This is a genomic window from Chromohalobacter beijerinckii, from assembly GCF_023061185.1.
In the GTDB taxonomy this organism is placed as follows: Bacteria; Pseudomonadota; Gammaproteobacteria; order Pseudomonadales; family Halomonadaceae; genus Chromohalobacter; species Chromohalobacter beijerinckii.
On sequence record NZ_JAKGAK010000007.1, the window covers coordinates 92,366 to 114,162 of the forward strand.

Here is a 21,797-nt window from a genome sequence, read left to right on the forward strand (position 1 = left end):
CCCCGGCCGAACAGCACCGCCATGGGCGCCTATCGCCCACCCGTGCGGAGCGCGCAGATGACGCACCATGGCCAAACGAGCAAAGCACCTTCACTCGGCGGAAGGACGCATCGCCGGGAACAACAGCACATCACGAATCGACGGGCTATCGGTCAGCAACATGACCAGGCGGTCGATACCAATGCCCTCACCCGCCGTCGGCGGCAGGCCGTATTCCAGCGCGCGGACGTAATCGGCATCGTAATACATCGCCTCTAGATCGCCGGCGTCCTTTTCGGCCGCCTGCTCAGCAAAGCGCTCGGCCTGGTCCTCGGCATCGTTGAGCTCGGAGAAGCCGTTGGCGATCTCGCGGCCGCCGACGAAGAACTCGAAGCGATCGGTGACGTGCGGATTGGTATCGTTGCGCCGCGCCAGCGGACTGACCTCGGCCGGGTATTCGGTAATGAACGTCGGACGATCGAGCTTGTCTTCCGCAACAGCCTCGAAGATCTCGGTCTGCAGCTTGCCCAAGCCCCAGTTCGGCTTGACGGGAATTCTCAAACGCTCGCAGGTCGCCTGAGCGCCGTCAAAGGTATCGATATCGCCTTCGCCGATGCCCTCGCCGTATTCCAGAATCGACTGGCGTAGGGTAAGCCGCTGGAAAGGCTCGCCGAGTTCATAGTTCGTGCCTTGATACTCAACCGTCGTCGTGCCCAGCACGTCGTGGGCGACGTCGCGAATCATCGCCTCGGTCAGGTCGAGCAGGTCACGGTAATCGGCATAGGCCCAGTAGAACTCGAGCATGGTGAACTCGGGGTTATGACGCGTCGATAACCCCTCGTTACGGAAGTTGCGGTTGATCTCGAATACCCGCTCAAAGCCGCCGACGACCAGCCGCTTGAGATACAGCTCCGGCGCAACGCGCAGGTACATGTCGATATCCAGCGCGTTGTGATGCGTGACGAACGGCCGTGCCGTGGCGCCGCCGGGAATCTGCTGCAGCATCGGCGTTTCGACTTCCATGAAACCGCGCTCGACCAAAAAGCGCCGAATGCCGCTGATCACCCGCGAGCGCACCTCGAAGACACGCCGCGACTCGGGGTTCATGATCAGGTCGACGTAGCGCTGGCGATAGCGCGCTTCGGTGTCGGTCAAGCCATGAAACTTATCAGGCAGGGGCCGCAGGCTCTTGGTCAGCAAGCGCGCCTCGCCCATCATCACGTACAGATCGCCCTTGCCGGACTTATGCACCGGACCGCGCGCCGCGACGATATCGCCGATATCCCAGCTTTTGACGTCCTCCAGCACCTCGGCGGGCAGGCCTTTCTTATCGACATAGAGTTGAATCTGGTCGGAAACGTCCTGGATGACGATGAACGGCCCGCGCTGGCGCATGATGCGCCCGGCAACGGACGCCTGACGGTCGAGCGTTTCCAGCTCGCCCTTGTCCTTGTCGCCCAGCTCGGCCTGCAGTTCAGCCGCGAGACTGTCACGGCGAAAATCGCTAGGAAAGGCGCTACCGCCCTCTTCTGCGGCTTGGGCGCGACGTGCCGCCAACTTGGCGCGGCGTTCCGCGATCAGGTGATTCTCGTCGTGCTGAGGGGAGTCTTGGTTGGCCATATCGTTACCTGTGAAGAATAAAAGAAAGCTGGAAGCTAGAAGCTAGAAGCCAAGATCAAACCACCACTCCACAACCACTCCACGGCTTTTGAAGTTTGACTTTTGATCTTTCTTCCCTCTTACAGCTTCCAGGCACGAAGTGCCGCTCTTCAGGCTTTCTTAAAGCCCTTGTTTCAGGCTCGCCTCGATGAACTGATCCAGATCGCCGTCGAGCACTTTCTCGCAGTTGCTGGACTGCACGCCGGTGCGCAAATCCTTGATACGCTGGTCATCGAGCACATAGGAGCGGATCTGGCTGCCCCAGCCGATATCCGACTTGTTGTCCTCGGCTTCCTGTTTGGCGGCATTACGCTTGTCCATTTCCAGCTCCCACAACTTCGCCCTGAGCTGCTTCATGGCGAAGTCACGGTTGGCATGCTGGCTGCGCTGGCCTTGACATGCCACCACGATCCCCGTGGGTTCGTGGGTGATACGCACCGCCGAGTCGGTGGTGTTGACGTGCTGGCCGCCGGCACCGCTGGAACGATAGGTATCGACGCGCAGATCGGACGGGTTGACCTCGATCTCGAAGTTGTCGTCGATTTCCGGCGATAGAAACACCGAGGCAAACGAGGTATGCCGACGCCCACCCGAGTCGAACGGGCTCTTGCGTACCAAGCGATGCACGCCGGTCTCGGTGCGTAGCCAACCGAAGGCGTAATCGCCTTGAATGTGCAAGGTCGCGGACTTGATACCCGCCACATCGCCGCTGGACAACTCGATAATATCGGTCTTGAAGCCGTGATGTTCGCACCAGCGCAAGTACATACGCAGCAGTATATTGGCCCAGTCCTGGGCCTCGGTGCCGCCGGAGCCGGCCTGGATATCGAGATAGGCGTTATTGGTGTCCATCTCGCCGGAAAACATACGCCGGAACTCGAGCTTGGCGAGCTGGGACTCGAGCTTGTCGAGTTCGCTTCGCACTTCGTCGATGGTGGCGTCGTCTTCTTCCATCACCGCCAGCTCAAGCAATTCCTGATGATCTGTCAGGCCTTGATCCAACGCATCGAAAGTCTCGACGACGGCCTCCAGAGTGGCGCGCTCCTTGCCCAGTTTCTGCGCGTAGTCCGGATCGCTCCACACGTCCGGGTTCTCCAGCTCGCGGGTAACTTCCTCTAGCCGTTCTTTCTTGGTGGCATAGTCAAAGATACCCCCTCAGGACGTCTGTCCGTTCGGACAGGTCCTTGAGGAGGTGGTTGATCGGGTTGATCTCTTGCATGGGAATCCTTTTCAGGCGCGCTGATTCGCACCGCAACGGCGCGCTTGCCGGTACGCGGTGAAGAAAAGAGACACATTGTAGCCAATGCACCCGCGAGCGGCTATCCCATGCCACGTTTCGCGGCATTCGCAAGCGCCCTATCGAATATGTGAAAAAGCATATACGAAATTTGCAATGGACACGTTTTGCCAAGCGGAGAGATGGTAATCCCACGATGTGGCGCCTTTCGCGGCATCCGGCACAACAACAAGCGGAATAGACAATATGCTTCGACACTCGCATACCCTACTCAGCGCCATGGCGCTGTCTTCCCTAGTCCTGGCAACACCGGCTCAGGCCGAGACCCTCAACATCGGCGTCATGGGCGAACTGGCCTCGTTCGATACTTCGCAGGTCTCCGGCGGCGTCTGGGAATCCCAAGTCCTGATGGATGTCTACGAAGGGCTGGTCAAGAAAAATCCCGAGGGCGAGGCCATCCCCGGCATGGCCACCGACTGGGACATTTCCGAGGACGGCAAGACCTACACCTTTCATCTGCGCGACGACGCCAAATGGTCCGATGGCGAACCGGTCACCGCAGCGGACTTCGTGTTCGGCTGGCAGCACCTCATCGACCCGGCCAGCGCTTCGAAATACGCGTACCTGCTCTACCCGATCCAGAACGCCGAAGTCGTCAACAGCGGCGAGAAGCCGCTCGACGCCTTGGGCGTAGAATCACTCGACGACGGCAAGACGCTCAAGGTGACGCTCAACGCGCCGACGCCTTATTTTCCGCAGTTGCTGACCCACTACACCGCTTACCCCCTGCCCAAGCATGCCGTCGAGGAATACGGCAAGCAGTGGGTCAAGATGGACAACATCGTTACCAACGGCGCCTTCACGCCGACGGAATGGGTCTCGCAATCGCGTATTTCCGTCGCGAAGAACCCCGAATACTACGAGGCCGACGAAGTCAGCCTCGATGGTGTCAACTACTTCAATACCGAGGACCGTAACGCCGGTATCTCGCGCTTTCGCGCCGGTGAACTGGATGTGCTGCGCGAGTATCCGTCGAGCCGTTACCAGTGGCTCAAGGACAATCTACCCGAGGCAACTCACCTGAGCCCGATGCTGGGCTCTTACTACTACGTGCTCAATACCCGCGACGGCCGCCCGACCGCCGACAAGCGCGTCCGCGAAGCGTTGAATCTGGTCGCGCGGCGCAAGGTACTCTCCGAGCAGATCATGGCCGGCAGTTTCAAGGACGCCTCTTCGTTAGTTCCCCCGGGCACTAGCCACTACGACGTCCAGCACATGGATGATGTCGATGGTGACTACGCCAAGCGTCTAGCCAAAGCCAAGCAACTGATCAAAGACGCCGGGTATGGCCCCGATCATCCGTTGCATCTGGAACTTCGCTACAACACCTCCGACGAGCACAAGAAGATCGCCATCGCCCTGGCGGCAATGTGGAAGCCATTGGGGGTCGAGGTCGAGATGACCAACGCCGAGGCTACCGTCCACTACCAGACGCTTCAGCAGGGAGACTTCGACATCGCCCGCGCCGGCTGGATCGCCGACTACAACGATGCCGAAAACTTCCTGACCCTGCTGCGTAGCGGTGTCGGCAATAACTACGGCGGCTACGACAATGCCGAATACGACAAGCTGCTCGACCAAGCCGCCAACACTCTGAATCTCGATAAGCGCGAGGCGCTTCTCGAGAAAGCCGAGAATGTCGCCCTCGACGACTACGCCTTGGTGCCGTTGCTCTACTACGTGACACGCAATCTGGTAAATCCCGAGATCACCGGTTGGCAAGACAACGCCGAGGATGACCATCCCTCCCGCTGGGTGGAATTTCACGACGGCGACTGAGCACTGGATGTCGAAACCGCCGCACTCGGGCACCTTCCATGGTTTGAGTGCGGCACTGCCTGATATCGATGAAGACGGCTTTCCAACACAGTGATCTGCCATGTTGAGTTATACCCTGAAGCGCCTGCTCACCGCGGTTCCTACCCTGCTGATCGTGATCACGATCTCGTTTTTCCTGATGCGCGTCGCACCGGGAGGACCGTTCGACGGCGAACGCCAATTGCCTCCGGAAATCGAGGCCAACCTCAAGGCGGCCTATCATCTGGATGAGCCCCTGCCCCAGCAATACCTGCGCTACATGGGCAACCTGCTGCAGGGCGATTTCGGACCGTCGTTCAAGTACAAGGATTTCTCGGTCACCGAGCTGATCGCCCAAGGCTTTCCGGTGAGTCTCGAGATCGGTGGCCTAGCCATTCTTGTCGCACTTTTGCTCGGACTCCCGCTGGGCATCATCGCCGCCCTACGACGCAACACGATGATCGATTACACGGTCATGGGCACGGCGCTGGCAGGTATCGCGGTGCCCAACTTCGTGATCGCGCCGATCCTGGCGCTGGTCTTCGGCGTGCTGCTCGCCTGGCTGCCGGCCGGTGGCTGGAATGGCGGTGCCCTACCCAATCTGGTGTTACCGGTGATCGCGCTGTCGATTCAGCAGATCGCCTACATCGCGCGGATGATGCGCGCCAGCATGATCGAGGTTCTGGGCAGCCATTACATTCGCACGGCACGCGCCAAGGGACTTTCCGAGCGTCAGGTGATCTGGCGCCACGCCATCCGCCCGGCGCTGCTCCCCGTCACTTCCTACCTGGGGCCGGCGATCGCCGGGATCATCACCGGTTCGGTGGTGATCGAGCAGATTTTCGGCATTCCCGGCATCGGACGTTACTTCGTTCAGGCCGCGCTCAACCGCGACTACACCCTGGTGATGGGCACGGTGGTGTTCTACGGCGCGCTGATCGTGCTGATGAACCTGCTCGTCGACCTGCTCTATTCCGCGCTCGATCCGCAAATCCGTTACGACGACTGACCGGACCTCATGCCATGACCACCGATACGCTTTCCGATAACCGTCTTTCCCTGTCAGACGCCACGGCCGGCGAGAGCCTCGGCCGCGATGCTTGGCGACGCCTCAAGCAGAACAGGGCGGCGATGGTCAGCCTGGTGCTACTGGTCGTGATCGCTGTCACCTGCCTAATCGGCCCCTACCTGCTTCCATGGGGACTGGCCGACGTCGACTGGAACGCCTTCAGCGCCGCGCCGAGCCTCGAGAGTGGCCACTTCTTGGGTACCGATGCCAACGGTCGCGACCTCTTGACCCGCACTCTCTATGGCGGCCGCGTGTCACTTTCGGTGGCCTTGGTGGCTACCTTCGTCAGCCTGGTGATCGGGGTGCTCTACGGCGCCATCTCCGGCTATGTCGGCGGGCGCCTGGACAGCCTCATGATGCGCTTCGTCGACATCATGTACTCACTGCCATTCATGTTCCTGGTCATCCTTTTGATGGTGGTCTTCGGGCGCAATATCTTCCTGATCTACGCTGCCATCGGCGCGGTCGAGTGGCTCGACATGGCACGCATCGTGCGCGGCCAGACGCTGGCGCTCAAGCAGCGCGAATTCATCGAAGCCGCCCACGCATTGGGGGTACGCGATCGCAAGATCGTCACCCGCCACCTGATCCCCAACGCCATCGGTCCGGTGATCATCTACGTCACACTCACCGTCCCCAAGGTCATCCTGCTGGAGAGCTTTTTGTCGTTTCTCGGTCTTGGCGTGCAAGAGCCGCTGACCAGTTGGGGCGTATTGATCTCCGAAGGCACCGACATGATGCAAAGCGCGCCGTGGCTGCTGCTCGTGCCATCGCTATTCCTCGCGGTGACGCTGTTCTGTCTCAACTTCCTGGGCGATGGGCTGAGAGACGCCCTGGACCCGAAAACACGCTGAGGTGACCGTGGCTGATAACCTGCTTGAAATCGACAACTTGAGCGTCGACTTCCAACTGCCCAACGGTACCGTCTCGGCCGTCAAGGAAGTGAGCTTTTCCATCCAGCCCGGCGAGACGCTGGCACTGGTCGGCGAGTCGGGCTCCGGCAAGTCGGTATCATCGACCGCCGCGATGCGGCTCTTGCCTGAGTTGGCTCAAACGTCTGGCGCCATCCGCTTCAAGGGCGAGGATCTCTTGAGCGTCACGCCCAAACGCATGCGCCGTATCCGCGGCAACGCCATCTCGATGATCTTCCAGGAGCCGATGACCTCGCTCAATCCCTTGCAACGCATCGGGGCACAGATCGCCGAGGTGCTGGAAAAGCACCTCGGTCTCAATAGACGTCAAGCGCGCCCCAAGGTCATCGAATTGCTCGAGCAGGTGGGTATCCCCGAGCCTTCTCGGCGCATCGACAGTTACCCCTACGAACTCTCCGGTGGCCAGCGCCAGCGGGTGATGATCGCCATGGCGCTGGCCTGCGAGCCGGAGTTGTTGATCGCCGACGAGCCCACCACCGCGCTCGACGTCACCGTCCAGGCGCAGATTCTGGCGCTGCTCAAGGACCTTCAGTCGCGCTACGGCATGGCGATCCTGTTCATCACCCACGACCTGGGCATTGTGCGCCACTTCGCCGACCGGGTATGCGTGATGCGCCACGGTGAGCTCGTCGAATCTGGCACCACGGGCGAGGTATTCGGCAACCCGCAACACGATTACACACGCATGCTGATCGATGCCAACCCCCGAGGTCGCAAAGCGCCCATCGATACGACGATGCCAATGCTGCTGGAGGCGGAAGACGTGCGCGTACGCTTCGCGCTCAAGAAGCGTCTATTCCGTGCCAGCGAGTACTTCGAGGCGGTACGCGGCATCGACCTGAGCATTCGCCGCGGCCAGACCGTGGGCATCGTCGGTGAGTCCGGCTCGGGCAAGTCGACGCTGGGCCGGGCGCTGTTACGACTGCTCAAGAGTCGCGGCGAGATTCGCTTCGACGGCCACGATATCGCCACGCTCGATACTGGCAGCATGCGTCCCCTGCGCTCGCGCATGCAGGTAGTCTTTCAAGACCCTTTCGGCTCACTGTCGCCACGCATGACCGTCGGCGAGGTCATCAGCGAAGGCCTGCGCGTACACCACCCCGAGCTCAATCGCCGCCAACGCGAGGCGCAGGTGATCGAGGCGCTCGAAGAAGTCGCACTGGACCCAGCGATGCGCAATCGCTACCCGCATGAATTCTCCGGTGGTCAGCGCCAGCGCATTGCCATCGCCCGGGCGCTGGTGCTCAAGCCGGAATTCCTGCTGCTCGACGAACCCACCTCGGCGCTCGACCGCTCGGTGCAGGTCACGGTAATCGACCTGCTGCGCGACCTGCAGCAAAAGCATGACCTGACCTATCTGTTCATCAGTCACGATCTCGCGGTTGTGCGTGCGCTGGCCGATACCGTACTGGTGATGAAGGAGGGTGAAGTCGTCGAACAGGGCAATACCGAGGAGATCTTCGCCAATCCGCGCGAACGCTATACCCAGGAACTGATGAGGGCCGCCTTCGTCGACGCCGCCGCTTGACCCTGACCTCCCCCATCTTCGTCTAGTCCGCTGCAAGCGTCAGTATTTGCAGCGGCAAGGAATGGGCCTGCCTTAACACATGCTAAATACACGCTCTCAGCAGAGGCGTAGCCTCAGCGCGTTCGCCTAGCAAATCTGGCGAGCTACAAAGACATACACGGCTGTGTTTGTCGGTGCCAGCCTCTCCGACTACGTTTACACGGGGGATGGCAGCAATACCGTTCCCAGCAGACTAATGGAGGAGTTTGCGATGAAAGAGACTCAAGATCTATTCCCGACGCGCCTGGAACGCAAACTGGGGATGTTCGAGCGCATCGACCCGGTGGTGCATAGCGAGGGCGAGCAACGCAAAGGGCCGCTCAGCGAAGCCGAGCTCGACGAGTTCGAACGCAAAGGCTTCCTCTCCTTCGAAGGATTCTTCGATGAAGACGAGATGGCCGCGTTCCTCGAGGAGTTGGGCGACTACGAGAACGACGATGACCTCAAGCTCTCGGAAGGTACTATCCTCGAGCCCAGCAAGCAGGAAATTCGTTCGATCTTCGGTATCCATGAGGTATCCGAGCGTTTCAGCCGCCTGACTCGCGACCCGCGCCTACTGGCGATGGTCCAGCAGATCCTCGGTGGCGATGCCTATATTCATCAGTCGCGGATCAACTACAAGCCCGGCTTCAAGGGCAAGGGCTTCGACTGGCATTCCGATTTCGAGACGTGGCACAGCGAAGATGGCATGCCACGCATGCGCTCAGTGAGCTGTTCGATCATTCTCACCGAAAACGGTGAATTCAATGGCCCACTGATGCTGGTGCCCGGCTCGCACAATTACTTCGTTCCCTGCGTGGGCCGCACGCCGGAGAACAACTATAAAGAGTCGCTGAAGAGTCAGGAAATCGGCGTACCGGATGACGCCAGCCTGCGCGACCTGATGATCCAAGGCGATATCGAGGCGCCCAAAGGGCCTGTCGGCTCGCTGGTGATGTTCGAGTGCAATACCCTGCATGGTTCGAACATCAACATGTCGTGCTGGCCACGCAGCAACCTGTTCTTCGTCTACAACAGTGTCGAGAACACGCTGCACGATCCGTACTGCGGCAACCGGCCTCGGCCCGAGTTCCTGGCCAACCGCAAGGACTGGAGCCCCCTGAAACCTGCCAAATAAGGCATCGTCAGGGAAGAAATAGCACGTGCTTCATTGGCGTTGTCACGGAAGCATCAGACGCAAGAACCCGGCCCACAGGGCCGGGTTCTTGTTCATGCGAAGGTAACGTTTAGAAGCGGTAGGTCAGTTGGGCGCCGACGCCATGGGCCGTGTTTTTATAATCACCACTGAAGGAGGTGCCCTTTTCCTCATCGACCTGTTCCACCGAGGCAGTGTCTTCCCAGAGGTAGGTGTACGCCAGATCAACAGTCATGTTGGGTATCGGCGACCAACCAGCCCCCAACGAAAAAATGGTGCGGTCGCCGGAGGGCACGCGCACAGTACGTACGTCGTCACTGATCGGTGAGTCATCATATGCCAAGCCAGAACGCAGCACCCAATCGCGATTGAGCTGGTAGGAAAGCCCCGCAGCGTATTGCCATGCATCGTCGTAGTCCTGGGCTTCGTTGATATCGACACCCGGGATGTCGTTTTCCACAACCAGCTTGTCGAAGCGACTCCAGCGTACATATGCCGCACCTGCCATGATTGTCCAGCGGTCATCCAGCTCATGAGTCACCGAGAAGTCAACCGTTTCAGGCAGCGTGATAGATAGTCCCGCCGCTGAGCTATCACTAAACGTCGATAGCGTTTGCGAATTGAAGACATCGGATGCTTTGACATCCCCTTCCAAATCGTAATCGACCTTGGAGCGATAGGTCAGGCCCAAGGTGGTGGACTCGACCGGCCGATAGAGCACGCCGACGTTGTAGCCCCAGGCCTCGTCATCACCTTGCACATTGACCGTACCGTCACTACCGCCGGGGATCGGATTCGGTGTTTTGCTCTCCAACTCGCCGTCGATCATGTTGTAGGTGATACCCAGGCCCACAGAAAGTTTGTCATTGAACTTGTAGGAAAGCGTCGGCTGCGCTGTCACCACTTCGACATCGCTGTAGTTACCGAAGTAACGTCCCTGGGATTGATTGTCGTAATCCGTGATGACACCGAAAGGCGCATATACCCCGAAACCAAAGGTCCAACGCTCATCGATAGGCTGCACGTAATAGCCGAACGGAATCGTGGTTCCCGGTACGACATCGCTATCGGAAATCCCCGGCGTTGATGCAGGACCACTAAGCGTGGGACTCATCCCTTGAGTGTTCTCTATATCGGTACTCACATCCAGATAGGTTGCCCCAGCCGTGATCTGAGCGCGGTCGAGAAACGACATGCCCGCCGGGTTGCCATACACAATGGAGGCATCAGTGACATTGGAGGTCCGTCCGGCAAAGGCGTTGCCCTGGCCACTGACACTTTGTTCGTTGAGCTGAAAGGCACCGCCCAGTGCCTGCCCCGATAGCGTGGCACTGGCGACGGCAACCGCGAGTGTGAGCTTGTTGATCTTGTTATGCATGAAAACGTCCTCTTCTGCGGAGACGTGGAGGCGAAAATTGTCTTAGGTTTTTTTACCCTTGCCCGAATAATGGCGTGCCTCTTCGTTTTGGCCGATGGGCGTTTTCAAGTCAAGAGCAAACGTTTGTTTTAATCTTAGAAACGCTCATTCTTTAGTCTTATAAGCAGTCCCTCATCTGATCTATTTCAGGGCATGAGGAATACTTCTTCAAGAATTTCAGCTTTTTATCGTAGGGCAGTGAAAATAGGCTAGGATCGACTTGACCTTTGTGTAACACACAGGTTTTAGACTTTTCTCACCATTCAGGAGAGTGCCATGAAAGTCAGCGATCTGGCCCGCACCGCTGGCGTTACCGGCGAAACGGTACGCCATTACACACGCGAGGGATTACTGCATCCGCAACGCGATCCCGACAACGGCTATCAACTCTATGATGCCGACGACCTCAATCGACTGCGTTTCATACAACGCGCTCGCACGCTGGGGTTCAGTCTTCGTGAGGTGCGCGAGATTCTCGAGCATGCCGACCATGGCGACTCTCCATGCCCCATGGTGCGCGACCTACTGGCCGAACGCTTGCCGGAAATTCGGTCGCGCATCCGTGAGTTACAGGCCCTGGCGACACGCATGGAACACGCCCTGGAGACCTGGCGCGATATGCCGGATGGCACGCCCGACGGCCACAGTTTGTGCCGGCTGATCGAGAGCCTGCCAATGGAAAGTGACGACGATTTCTCACGCCAGGCGCCATGAGCTCAGCCGAAGGAGAACGCAAGATGCGCACAACGGCTCCCCATTCTTTCACCGTGCCCGGCATGAACTGCCAGGGCTGCGTCAAACGCATGCGCGAGGCGATCCAAGCCGAAGACACGCAGGCCGAAGTCACCGGCGAGCCCGGTGAAAAGCGTCTCAGTGTCGAATCATCCCTGGACACGGCACGCCTGGGCGCGTTGCTCGAGCAGGCAGGTTACCCTCCGACAACGCATGCACCGGAAACGACGACGAGTACCACTGACGACAGCGCATCAGCGGTGACTTCGACTGCCTCAAGCGGCGACCGGCACGATGCCCAAGCAACGCGCGACGGGGCGCCAGTCCGTCTATCGTTGTCCGGGATGACCTGCGCCGGCTGCGTCAACACCATTACCCAGGCCTTGAACGCCACGCCCGGGGTGCGCTCGGCCAGCGTCAACTTCGGCTCGCACACCGCCGAGGTCTTCGGCGACGCGCGCCCCCAGCAGCTGATCGATGCCGTCGAAGCGGTCGGCTACGGCGCCGAACGCATCGAGGATCTCGGCCAGGCGGCGCGCACCCGCGAGCAAAACGAGGCGCACGAGTACCGTCAACGGCTCCGCGACACCGCATTGGGGCTTATCCCCGGTGTGCTGCTGATGGGCAGCATGCTGTTCCACCATCCACAGTTGAGCGGTCCGGAACGCTGGGTCTGGCTGCTGATCGGCGTGGCCACGCTAGGCATCATGGCCACGGCGGGCCGGCGTTTCTTCGTCAATGCCTGGAAAACCTTCCGTCATCATCAGGCCAACATGGATACCCTGATCGCTGTCGGCACTGGCACCGCCTGGCTCTATTCGATGACGGTGGTGCTGATCCCCGAGGCGATTCCAGTCGCGGCGCGCGGGCTCTATTTCGAAGCCTCGGTGATGATCATCGGCCTGATCAGCCTCGGCAATGCCATGGAGTTGCGTGCCCGGGGACGCACATCCCGGGCGCTCAATCGTCTGCTCGACCTGCAGGCGCCCACCGCCCGGGTGATTCGCGACGGTGATGAACACGATGTCCCCCTCGAGGACGTCGCCGTCGACGAGCGGATTCGCGTGCGTCCCGGCGAACGCCTGGCCGTGGATGGCCGTGTCGAGGAAGGCGACAGCCATGTCGACGAATCAATGCTGACCGGCGAGCCGCTGCCCGCCGCCAAGCATGCCGGCGACGAAGTCAGTGCGGGGACGGTCAATGGCCGTGGCACGCTGGTCTATATTGCCACCCGTATCGGCGCCGACAGTCGCCTGGGGCGTATCGTCGAGCAAGTGGCCAGCGCCCAGAACTCTCGCCCTCCCATCGGCGCCCTGGCCGACCGAATTTCCGCCATTTTCGTGCCCAGTGTGTTGATCATCGCCGTACTCACGGCACTGGTCTGGTTCAATTTCGGCCCCGCGCCGCAGTTGGTCCACATGCTGGTCACTGCCACCACCGTACTGATCATTGCCTGCCCCTGCGCTCTGGGGCTGGCAACACCGATGTCGACCATGATCGGCGTCGGCAAGGCCGCCGAGTACGGCATCCTGGTGCGCGATGGTGATGCACTGCAGACCGCCAGCAAGCTGACCACGCTGGTCGTCGACAAAACCGGCACGCTGACCGAGGGCCGCCCTCGCGTGACCACCGCTCAGTGGGCCACCGAGGATGCCCGCACCGCCTTGAGCTGGGTGGCGGCCCTCGAGCGTGGCTCCGAGCACCCCCTCGCCGAGGCTCTCGGCGACTACGCCGACCAGCAGGGCGCCACGCAAACCGCGCTTCCCGAGCTGCACGAGTTTCAAGCGCTCAGCGGGCGCGGCGTCACCGCCGTCACTGACACGGGTCAATCGCTGCGCTTGGGCAACGCCGCTCTGATGTACGAAGGCGCAGTCGAGTTGGGCCAGGCCCAAGCATGGGGCGCCGAGCTTGAAGACCAGGCACAGACACCGCTCTACCTGGCCGTCGACGGGCAGGTATTGGGCGTCTTCGGCATCAGCGATCCGTTGCGCGAGGATAGTCGCGACGCTGTCGCCCGCTTGCAGGCGGACGGCATCGAAGTCGTCATGCTGACCGGCGATAACGTGCATACCGCCCGGGCCGTAGCGAAGGCGCTGGGCATCGCGCGTGTCGAGGCCGAGCTGTTGCCCGAGGACAAACGCGAGATCGTCGTGCAGCTGCAACGCGACGGTCACCTCGTCGGTATGACCGGCGACGGCATCAACGACGCCCCGGCCCTGGCACAAGCCGATGTCGGCTTCGCCATCGGCCAGGGCACCGACGTCGCGATCGAGTCGGCCGGCATCACGCTGATGCGCAACTCCCTGCATGGCGTGGCCGATGCCATCGAGATCAGCCGCGCCACGCTGCGCAACATCAAGCAGAACCTGTGGGGCGCCTTTGGCTATAACGGCCTGGGAATTCCCATCGCCGCCGGGGTCTTCTATCCGCTGACGGGGATGCTGCTCTCGCCCATCGTCGCCGCCGTGGCCATGTCGCTGTCCTCGGTCACCGTGGTCAGCAACGCCAACCGGTTGAGGCTGTTCAAATCCACGGCACGCAGCGCCAAGACATCCCAGGAGGAGACATGACGTTTCTCATCAATCTGATTGGGTTAGCATTGATAGCTGGCATCGTCTGGTGGTTCTGGCTATCGCCACGTTGAGGTCATTGCCCCGAGATGGCTATGCTGGAAGGCATCGCGTCGCAGCAAACGGGGAGTGATATGCCACGCATTCAAGGCGTTCTCGAAACCGCCCTCTACGTCACCGATATGGCCCGCGCCCGGGCCTTCTTCGAGAACGTGATGACACTGTCGGCCTTTACTGCCGACCATCGCTTCACCGCTTACGAGGCCGGGCCAGGCAGCGTGTTGCTGCTGTTTCAACAAGGCAGCACCGACGAAACCGTGAACTTGCCGCACGGTATGGGCACCATACCGCCCCACGATGGTTCCGGACGCGTGCATCTGGCGCTGGCCATCGATCGCGATGAGTTGGAAGACTGGGAAACCCAACTCGCCGCCCACGACATTCCCATCGAGGGCCGCACCCACTGGCCGAAAGGCGGTGAGAGCCTTTATTTCCGCGACCCCGACGGCCACCTTCTGGAACTGGCCACGCCCGGCGTCTGGCCGAACTACTGAGAGGGAAGACGTCAGTACGACGCTACGCGTCTTGAAGAAGGAAGAACGGCGCTTTGCGCCTGGCAGAAATCCCAGGAAGAAGAATCGTTCTCGACTTCTAGCTTCTTCCCTCTTCCCTCTTCCCTCTTCCCTCTTCCCTCTTAAACAGGTTCGGCGTGCTCGATCATCAACTGCAACGACTCACGCCCCCGCCAGCGGTTGCGCGATAGTTTGTAGGCACAGCGCAGACGATCGCCCAGGCCGAACGGCGGCAGCTCGCCAGGCGTCAGGGCACGAAACCAGATCGCCTTGAGGCTCACCGCGCCACACGAGAGTTCGAGCATCAGATGATTGCCCTCCGCACCCACCGGGCGTAGCTGCTCGATGCGAAACTCACCGTCGAACAGCGGGGCATCAAACTCACGACCATAGGGTGCCAGGCGCGCCAGCTCATCCACCGCCGCCAGTGACAGCTGCTCGGGCAGCAAGGCACCGTCGGTGAGCACATAGGGAAATAGTTCGCGGCCACTAAGCTGTTCCTCGACCGCCGTGAGGAAGGCCTCGCGAAATTCCGCCAGACGCTCGCGCGGTACGCCAATGCCCGCCGCTCCCCGGTGGCCCCCGAAGCGTGGCAATGCCTCGGGAGCCAGTTCATGCGCGCGCTGCAATGCGTCTCGCAAGTGCAACCCTTCGATGGAACGCCCCGAGCCGGTCAGCATGCCCGGCGCAGCGGCCGGTGTAAGCACCAGCGTGGGACGTCCGAAGGCCTGGACCAGACGCGAGGCGACGATGCCCTGCACGCCGGCGTGGCCATCCTCAAGAAACACCACGATCGCCGAGGCACCCTCGGCCAGCGCGTCGAGCGCCAATGCCCGAGCGCTCTCGACCATGTCCGCCTCGATCGCCTTGCGCGACTGGTTGTCGGTATCCAGCACCTCGAGATGACGCCGTGCCGAGGCATCATCGGCGGCGAGCATGAAGTGCAGCGCCGCGTAAGGGTCATCGAGGCGCGAGCGCGCGTTGATGCGCGGCCCCATCTGAAAGGCCAGGGTTTCGGCATCGAAGGGGATGCTATCGTCCCCCAGCCGCTCGGCCATGACCCGCCAGCAGGCGGCGCCCATGCGGTTGATCAACGTCAGCCCATGGCTGACCACGGCACGGTTGGCGGGACTCGCCCCCAGCGAGACGCAATCCGCCACGGTCCCCAAGGCGACGTAAGACAGCCACGGCGACAATTTCGGGGTCGAGGGCGCGGCCACACCCTGCTCGATGAGCACCGAACGCGTCAGTGACATGGTCAACCATGCCACCATGCAACCGGCGATGGTGGGGTCCGGGTAATCGCAATCGCTGCGCGTGGGATTGACGGTGGCATACGCCGACGCCGGTGGCCCCGCCGTCGGCAAGGCATGATGGTCGGTCACCACGACATCGAGACCCGCCTCACGCAGACGCGCGATACGCGGCTCGTCGGAGCTACCGCAGTCGGCGGTGATCACCAGGCTAGGTCGTGGCGACAATGCAAGAGTACGCTCCACCAGCGGCAGACTGATACCGTAGCCATCGAAGATACGGTGGCCTATCAAGCTGTGCAGCTTATGCATCGGCACGCCGAACAGTTCGTTCAGGGTCCGCAGGATGACCACGTGCGAGGTGATACCGTCGACGTCGTAATCGGTCAAGATGCCGATATGCTCGCCCTCGGTCACCGCCAGGGCGATCCGCTCGGCAGCACGGCGCGCGTCCTGCAGACGTTCGGGGTGCGCCAGATAGCGCAAGCTGGGGTCGATCAGCGACGCGATATCGTCTGTGTAGTCGTGCAGACGCCCAGCCAGTATCCGCGCCTGCAGTTCGCTGAGCCCGACCGACTGCGCGCGGCGGTAGACACTCTCATCACGCGGACGTGACAGGATGCGACGGTTCAGCAGGCGTTGCGGATCGTGCTCGGCTACTGACACGAATGACTCCTCGGGAGACGGCGGATGGCAAGCTGGAGCGGCGCGGGTCACTACGACGCTCCGGGGCGTCAGCGGCGCTGTTCGGCGACGAAGGCCTGCACGGCCTCGAGCTCGGCCGGCAGCACGGTGTAACGCTCTTCACGCTCGAGCAAACCGGCCATGTGTGCGGGCAGCGGCACACCCTCGAAGCCCGCCTGGAGCACCGCGTCGGCGAACTTGGCCGGGTGCGCGGTCGCCAGGGTGATCATCGGCGTCGAGGCATCCGCACGCATACGCTCGGCGGCACGATAGCCGGTCGCGGTATGCGGATCGAGCAACTCCTTGGTACGCCCATGCGCGTCGCGAATCACCTCGAGGATGGTGTCGTCATCGACGCTGTGGCTGACGAATTTCTCGCGTAGCCGTGCCAGCGGTGCTTCGGCGAGAACCGCCGGCTCTTGCTGAAAGCGCTCGAGCAGATCGCGCACGGCATCGCCATCGCGGTCGTAAGCCTCGAACAGCAAACGTTCGAAGTTCGACGACACCACGATATCCATCGACGGTGCCAGGGTCGCCTTGAGCGCCTGTTTGGAGAAGTCGTTGTCGGCCAGGGTGCGATGCAGGATGTCGTTGGCATTGGTCGCGACGACGAACTGCTTGACCGGCAGTCCCATGCGATAGGCCACGTAGCCGGCGAAAACATTGCCGAAGTTGGCCGACGGCACGCTGAAGCTCACCTCGCGATGCGGTGCGCCCAACGCCACCGCAGAGGCCACGTAATAGACCACCTGCGCCATGATGCGCGCCCAGTTGATGGAGTTGACCGCCACCAGGCGCGTGCCATTCAGGAACGTTTGATCGGCGAAGCTTGCCTTGACCATCGCCTGGGCGTCGTCGAAATCGCCCTCGATGGCGATGTTGAAGACGTTGTCGGCCAGCACCGAGGTCATCTGTCGACGCTGAACCTCGGAGACACGCTTATGCGGATGCAGGATGAAGATGTCGAGGTTGTCGCAATGCCGACAGCCTTCGATCGCCGCCGACCCGGTATCGCCGGATGTTGCGCCCATGATCACCGCACGCTCGCCACGCTTGGCCAGGAAGTGATCGAGGATGCGCCCCAGCAACTGCAGGGCGACATCCTTGAACGCCAGCGTCGGACCGTGGAACAGCTCGAGCAGGAAGTGGTTGCTGGCAAGCTGGTTGAGCGGCACGACGGCTTCATGACTGAAGGTCGCGTAGGCGTCCTTCACCAGTTGCCGGAAGGTGTCGTCGTCGATCTCGCCACCGACGAAGGGCTTCATCACGCGAAACGCGATCTCGGCGTAGGAGAGTCCCGCCATCGCCTCGAGATCCTCCGTCGAGAGCGTGGGAATCGTCTCCGGCACGTAGAGACCGCCATCGGAGGCCATCCCGGTGAGCACGACATCCTCGAAGGACAACGCGGGCGAGCGCCCGCGGGTACTGATGTAACGCATACTTCACTCCGTGAGTGGCGAGCTGCGGGCTTCGAGCGGCGAGCTGGTTCTGCTCGAAGCCCGGTGCTCGCGACTCGAAGCTTGGTTTATTCGTTCTCGTCGAGGGCTTCGACACGAATCCGGGTCACCGGACCGGCGATGTCGGCCAGTGATTCGAGCTGACGGATCACCTCGTTCATGTGCTGCTCGCGGGTGCGGTGCGTCATCAGGATGATGGGCACCAGTTCGCCTTCGGTGGCTTCCTTCTGGATGATCGCTTCGATGGAAATCCCTTGCTCGGAGAGGATCGTCGCCACCCGCGCCAGCACGCCCGGGCGATCCACCGCCAACAGGCGTAGGTAATAGGCAGTGACGATGTCTTCCATGGGCAGGATCGGCAGCGAGCCGTCGGCTTCGTCGATGCCGCTGAAGGCGAGATACGGCACACGGTAATGGTGCTCGGTCGTGATGTCGCGCGCCACGTCGAGCAGGTCGGCGACCACCGCCGAGGCCGTGGGCTCAGCCCCCGCGCCGGCGCCATAGTAAAGCGTCGGCCCCACGGCATCACCCATCACCGCGATGGCGTTCTTCACGCCATGCACGCTGGCCAGCAAGCGCTCTTTAGGAATCAACGTCGGGTGCACGCGAAGTTCGAGGCCCTTTTCGGTGCGCTTGGAAATCCCCAGGTGTTTGATGATGTAGCCCAGTTGATCGGCCTGTTCGACATCGTCGGCCGTGACCCGCGAGATGCCCTCTGTGTATGCCTTATCGAACTGCAGCGGCACACCGAAGGCGATCGACGCCAGGATGGTCAGCTTATGAGCGGCGTCGATCCCTTCGACATCGAAGGTCGGGTCGGCTTCGGCATAACCCAGCGCCTGCGCCTCGGCAAGCACGTCGTCGAAGGCGCGGCCTTCATCGCGCATATGGGTCAGAATGTAGTTGCCGGTGCCGTTGATGATACCGGCAAGCCATTGAATGCGATTGGCGCCCAGCCCTTCGCGCAGCGACTTGATCACCGGGATGCCGCCGGCCACAGCCGCCTCGAAGGCCACGATCACGCCCTTTTCGTGCGCGGCCTGGAAGATCTCGTTGCCATGCACGGCGATCAGCGCCTTGTTAGCGGTGACCACGTGCTTGTCATTATCGATGGCGGTCATTACCAGTTCACGGGCCACGTCATAGCCACCGATCAACTCCACCAGCACATCGACATCGGGATTGCGTGCCACTTCGAAGACATCGCGGGTGACCTTGACCCCGGCGGTTTCGCATTGCGGGTTATCGCGACGCGTACCGACTTGCTCGACGATAATCGGTCGACTGGCGCGGCGGGCGATATCGTCCGCGTTGCGCGTCAACACATTGAAGGTACCGCCACCCACGGTCCCTAGCCCACAGATACCTACTCTCACCGGTTTCAACGTCACGCTCCCCTTGCTTAGTGTATGTGTCCAGCGGACCTCCTGCGCCTAGTGTCGGAGGTCATCATATTCATCGTCGCTCGGTCATTCCTGGATGCCGAGCATTGACGCCAGCCGCTCGGCCGGCACGTAGCCCGGCACCATACGGCCATTCGGCAACACGATGGCGGGCGTTCCCTGAATTCCCAGTTCACGTCCAAGTTCATATTGCTCGGCCACCGGTGCCTCACACTCCGCCGTGGCTTCTAGGGTTTCCCCGCGCATCGCGGCGCTGAGCGCCTCGGTGGCATTGTCGGCGCACCAGGCCCGGCTCAGCACGCGTGCCGCTTCGGAGTCGACGCCAGCACGCGGGAAGGCTAGATAGTCTACCTCGATTCCCATCCGATTGAGACGGGGGACTTCCTTATGCAATTTTTGGCAATAAGGGCACGAGGTATCGGTAAAGACGGTAATGCGCGCCTTGACCTCGCTGGCGGGCTTGTAGATGACGCGTTCCTTCTCGGGGACGTCATCGAGACGCGCCTGGCGGCGTTCGTTGGCAGCACGCTCGGTCAGGTTGACCATCTGCCCGTCGCGGTTTCGATACAGGTCACCGACCACCATGTATTCGCCATCGGCGTCTGTATATAGGGTTTCACCGCTTTCGAGTCGCACCTCATAGAGCCCCGGTAACGGCGACTCCTCGACCGACGCCACCGGCATTGGCTGCCCGTTGTGGGTCAGCTTGTCGGCCAGCCCCTCGGGGGGCGCGGCAAAGCTTAGTGGAGTAGCCAGAAGGGCCAAAACGCCCCCCATGATGGGCAGTACGGCTCTAGACATGGTCAACCTCTAGGATGATGTTGGGCGTGCAGCGCTTCCAGGCGCGCTTGGGCCACCTGGGTATAGATTTGCGTGGTCGACAGATCACTGTGTCCCAGCAGCAACTGTACGACACGTAAATTGGCCCCATGATTCAACAGGTGCGTCGCGAATGCATGGCGCAGCGTGTGTGGCGAGAGCGGTTTGTCGATGCCAGCCGCCACGGCATGCCGCTTGATACGATGCCAGAATGTCTGGCGGGTCATGAACCCATCATGGCGTCCGGGAAACAAAGGCGGTCGGGTCGGATCGTTCATCAAGTTCCCACGCCCTTGACGCAGGTAGCGCTCGAGCCATGCGCTCGCCTCCTCGCCCAGCGGGACCAAGCGTTCCTTATCGCCCTTGCCGAGCACGCGCAGCACGCCCTGGCGCAAGTTGACCGCATCCACCGTCAAACCGATCAGTTCGGAGACGCGCAAACCACACCCATACAACACCTCGAGCATGGTGCGGTCACGCAGTCCCAGCGGCGTATCCGCGTCCGGCGCCTCGAGCAAACGCTCGACTTCGGTTTCATCCAGGGTGTTGGGCAATTTGGCGATGGCCTTGGGAGCACGCGCCTCGGCCAGAGGGTCATGGGCGATATGTCCTTCGGCCAGCGCCCAGCGATAGAAGCGTCGCAGACAGGACAACAGGCGTGCCACCGAGCGAGGATGATAGTGTTCGCGACGCACCGCCAGAAATGCCTCCAGCGCGTTGTCTCCGGGAGCCAGAAGACGCTCGCTGCGCGACGTGAGGTGCGCGAGCCAAGCATCCAGATCGCGCCGATAGGCATCCAGCGTATGTCGACTCAGCCCACGCTCCAACCAGAGCCCATCGATAAAAGCATCGCGCCACTCGAGATCATCCACCGATTCTGTCCTCCCCGCGCCGCTTCGACTACCTCATATGCAAAAACCCCGCGAGCCAAGGGCCCGCGGGGTTTTCGTCGAGCGCTTCCCAAAGGGAGCGCTCATGACGTCTCGACGACGCCGCAAGCCGATTAACGAGTCAGCTTTTCCTTGATGCGCGCGGACTTGCCGCTGCGCTCGCGGAGGTAGTACAGCTTGGCCTGACGAACGTCACCGCGACGCTTGACCTCGATGGAATCGACCAGCGGGCTGTACGTCTGGAACGTACGCTCGACACCGACACCGTGGGAAATTTTGCGCACGGTGAAAGCGGAGTTGAGCCCGCGATTGCGCTTGCCAATCACAACGCCTTCGAAAGCCTGCAGACGCTCGCGGCTACCTTCCACAACCTTGACCTGAACGGTCACGGTGTCGCCCGGCGAGAATTCCGGAATCTTCTTGCTCATCTGCTCGGTTTCGAGCGCCTGGATCACCTTGTTCTTGCTACTCATGACTAAACTCCTTGATGTTTGGATGACCGTCTCTTCATGTGTCGAGAGCCGGTCGTGATCCCGGCGTCGCGAAACGCGGGAATCGACGTTGT

At 61.3% G+C, this 21,797-nt stretch carries 17 protein-coding genes; 8 read left to right on the top strand and 9 right to left on the bottom strand.

Annotated elements, in window-relative coordinates:
• Positions 1–90: 90 nt before the first annotated feature.
• The gene (gene lysS, locus L1075_RS07970) at positions 91–1,599 is read right to left on the bottom strand and encodes a lysine--tRNA ligase (RefSeq protein ID WP_246894444.1); all 1,509 of its coding nucleotides are present in this window, start codon (positions 1,597–1,599) and stop codon (positions 91–93) included.
• A 159-nt stretch (positions 1,600–1,758) separates the two neighbouring features.
• Positions 1,759–2,857, bottom strand: a protein-coding gene (gene prfB, locus L1075_RS07975) for a peptide chain release factor 2 (RefSeq protein ID WP_246894445.1) whose coding sequence is annotated in 2 segments (ribosomal slippage) — positions 1,759–2,781 and positions 2,783–2,857 — 1,098 coding nt in all. Because the reading frame shifts where the segments join, the coding sequence is not laid out codon by codon here.
• A 264-nt stretch (positions 2,858–3,121) separates the two neighbouring features.
• Between prfB and L1075_RS07980 the strand changes: the two genes are divergently transcribed.
• From L1075_RS07980 to thpD, 5 genes are all read left to right on the top strand, one after another.
• Positions 3,122–4,714, top strand: a complete 1,593-nt coding sequence (locus L1075_RS07980) for a peptide ABC transporter substrate-binding protein (RefSeq protein ID WP_246941286.1) — start codon at positions 3,122–3,124, stop codon at positions 4,712–4,714.
• 100 nt (positions 4,715–4,814) lie between these two features.
• Complete coding sequence (gene oppB / locus L1075_RS07985; RefSeq protein WP_246894447.1) at positions 4,815–5,741, top strand: oligopeptide ABC transporter permease OppB; 927 nt, start codon at positions 4,815–4,817, stop codon at positions 5,739–5,741.
• Positions 5,742–5,755: 14 nt separating this feature from the next.
• Positions 5,756–6,655 (top strand): ABC transporter permease subunit, encoded by a 900-nt coding sequence (locus L1075_RS07990; protein WP_246941288.1) that lies wholly within the window; start codon positions 5,756–5,758, stop codon positions 6,653–6,655.
• Positions 6,656–6,662: 7 nt separating this feature from the next.
• Positions 6,663–8,261, top strand: a complete 1,599-nt coding sequence (locus L1075_RS07995) for an ABC transporter ATP-binding protein (RefSeq protein WP_246941290.1) — start codon at positions 6,663–6,665, stop codon at positions 8,259–8,261.
• A 250-nt stretch (positions 8,262–8,511) separates the two neighbouring features.
• On the top strand, positions 8,512–9,417 hold the full coding sequence (thpD, locus tag L1075_RS08000; protein WP_040243105.1) for an ectoine hydroxylase: 906 nt from the start codon (positions 8,512–8,514) through the stop codon (positions 9,415–9,417).
• Positions 9,418–9,526: 109 nt separating this feature from the next.
• Here the strand turns inward: thpD and L1075_RS08005 are convergent, their stop codons facing one another.
• On the bottom strand, positions 9,527–10,813 hold the full coding sequence (locus L1075_RS08005) for an OmpP1/FadL family transporter (RefSeq protein WP_246894450.1): 1,287 nt from the start codon (positions 10,811–10,813) through the stop codon (positions 9,527–9,529).
• Positions 10,814–11,128: 315 nt separating this feature from the next.
• On the opposite strand from L1075_RS08005, the gene L1075_RS08010 reads away from it, so the two are divergent.
• The 3 genes from L1075_RS08010 (at position 11,129) to L1075_RS08020 (ending at position 14,708) form a co-directional block, all read left to right on the top strand.
• A complete protein-coding gene (locus L1075_RS08010) occupies positions 11,129–11,566 on the top strand; it encodes a MerR family transcriptional regulator (RefSeq protein WP_040243108.1) in 438 nt (145 codons plus the stop codon).
• A 23-nt stretch (positions 11,567–11,589) separates the two neighbouring features.
• Positions 11,590–14,154, top strand: a complete 2,565-nt coding sequence (locus L1075_RS08015) for a heavy metal translocating P-type ATPase (RefSeq protein ID WP_246941292.1) — start codon at positions 11,590–11,592, stop codon at positions 14,152–14,154.
• 134 nt (positions 14,155–14,288) lie between these two features.
• Positions 14,289–14,708 (top strand): VOC family protein, encoded by a 420-nt coding sequence (locus tag L1075_RS08020; RefSeq protein WP_246941293.1) that lies wholly within the window; start codon positions 14,289–14,291, stop codon positions 14,706–14,708.
• A gap of 140 nt (positions 14,709–14,848) precedes the next feature.
• Here the strand turns inward: L1075_RS08020 and L1075_RS08025 are convergent, their stop codons facing one another.
• From L1075_RS08025 to rplS, 6 genes are all read right to left on the bottom strand, one after another.
• Entirely contained in the window at positions 14,849–16,645 is a 1,797-nt protein-coding gene (locus L1075_RS08025; RefSeq protein ID WP_246941295.1) for a single-stranded-DNA-specific exonuclease RecJ, read from the bottom strand.
• A gap of 68 nt (positions 16,646–16,713) precedes the next feature.
• On the bottom strand, positions 16,714–18,102 hold the full coding sequence (gene thrC, locus L1075_RS08030; protein WP_246941297.1) for a threonine synthase: 1,389 nt from the start codon (positions 18,100–18,102) through the stop codon (positions 16,714–16,716).
• 86 nt (positions 18,103–18,188) lie between these two features.
• The gene (locus tag L1075_RS08035; RefSeq protein ID WP_246941299.1) at positions 18,189–19,505 is read right to left on the bottom strand and encodes a homoserine dehydrogenase; all 1,317 of its coding nucleotides are present in this window, start codon (positions 19,503–19,505) and stop codon (positions 18,189–18,191) included.
• An 84-nt stretch (positions 19,506–19,589) separates the two neighbouring features.
• Positions 19,590–20,324, bottom strand: coding sequence for a DsbC family protein (locus tag L1075_RS08040; protein ID WP_246894454.1), 735 nt, complete (start codon positions 20,322–20,324; stop codon positions 19,590–19,592).
• A gap of 2 nt (positions 20,325–20,326) precedes the next feature.
• The gene (xerD, locus tag L1075_RS08045) at positions 20,327–21,214 is read right to left on the bottom strand and encodes a site-specific tyrosine recombinase XerD (protein WP_246941301.1); all 888 of its coding nucleotides are present in this window, start codon (positions 21,212–21,214) and stop codon (positions 20,327–20,329) included.
• Positions 21,215–21,345: 131 nt separating this feature from the next.
• A complete protein-coding gene (rplS, locus tag L1075_RS08050) occupies positions 21,346–21,705 on the bottom strand; it encodes a 50S ribosomal protein L19 (protein WP_040243118.1) in 360 nt (119 codons plus the stop codon).
• Positions 21,706–21,797 lie beyond the last annotated feature (92 nt).

What these genes read in the sequence shown, in the direction of transcription:
- lysS (WP_246894444.1), bottom strand. Translation starts at nt 1,599, where the DNA reads ATGGCCAACCAAGACTCCCCTCAGCACGACGAGAATCACCTGATCGCG.
- L1075_RS07980 (WP_246941286.1), top strand. Translation starts at nt 3,122, where the DNA reads ATGCTTCGACACTCGCATACCCTACTCAGCGCCATGGCGCTGTCTTCC.
- oppB (WP_246894447.1), top strand. Translation starts at nt 4,815, where the DNA reads ATGTTGAGTTATACCCTGAAGCGCCTGCTCACCGCGGTTCCTACCCTG.
- L1075_RS07990 (WP_246941288.1), top strand. Translation starts at nt 5,756, where the DNA reads ATGACCACCGATACGCTTTCCGATAACCGTCTTTCCCTGTCAGACGCC.
- thpD (WP_040243105.1), top strand. Translation starts at nt 8,512, where the DNA reads ATGAAAGAGACTCAAGATCTATTCCCGACGCGCCTGGAACGCAAACTG.
- L1075_RS08005 (WP_246894450.1), bottom strand. Translation starts at nt 10,813, where the DNA reads ATGCATAACAAGATCAACAAGCTCACACTCGCGGTTGCCGTCGCCAGT.
- L1075_RS08010 (WP_040243108.1), top strand. Translation starts at nt 11,129, where the DNA reads ATGAAAGTCAGCGATCTGGCCCGCACCGCTGGCGTTACCGGCGAAACG.
- L1075_RS08015 (WP_246941292.1), top strand. Translation starts at nt 11,590, where the DNA reads ATGCGCACAACGGCTCCCCATTCTTTCACCGTGCCCGGCATGAACTGC.
- L1075_RS08020 (WP_246941293.1), top strand. Translation starts at nt 14,289, where the DNA reads ATGCCACGCATTCAAGGCGTTCTCGAAACCGCCCTCTACGTCACCGAT.
- thrC (WP_246941297.1), bottom strand. Translation starts at nt 18,102, where the DNA reads ATGCGTTACATCAGTACCCGCGGGCGCTCGCCCGCGTTGTCCTTCGAG.
- L1075_RS08040 (WP_246894454.1), bottom strand. Translation starts at nt 20,324, where the DNA reads ATGTCTAGAGCCGTACTGCCCATCATGGGGGGCGTTTTGGCCCTTCTG.
- rplS (WP_040243118.1), bottom strand. Translation starts at nt 21,705, where the DNA reads ATGAGTAGCAAGAACAAGGTGATCCAGGCGCTCGAAACCGAGCAGATG.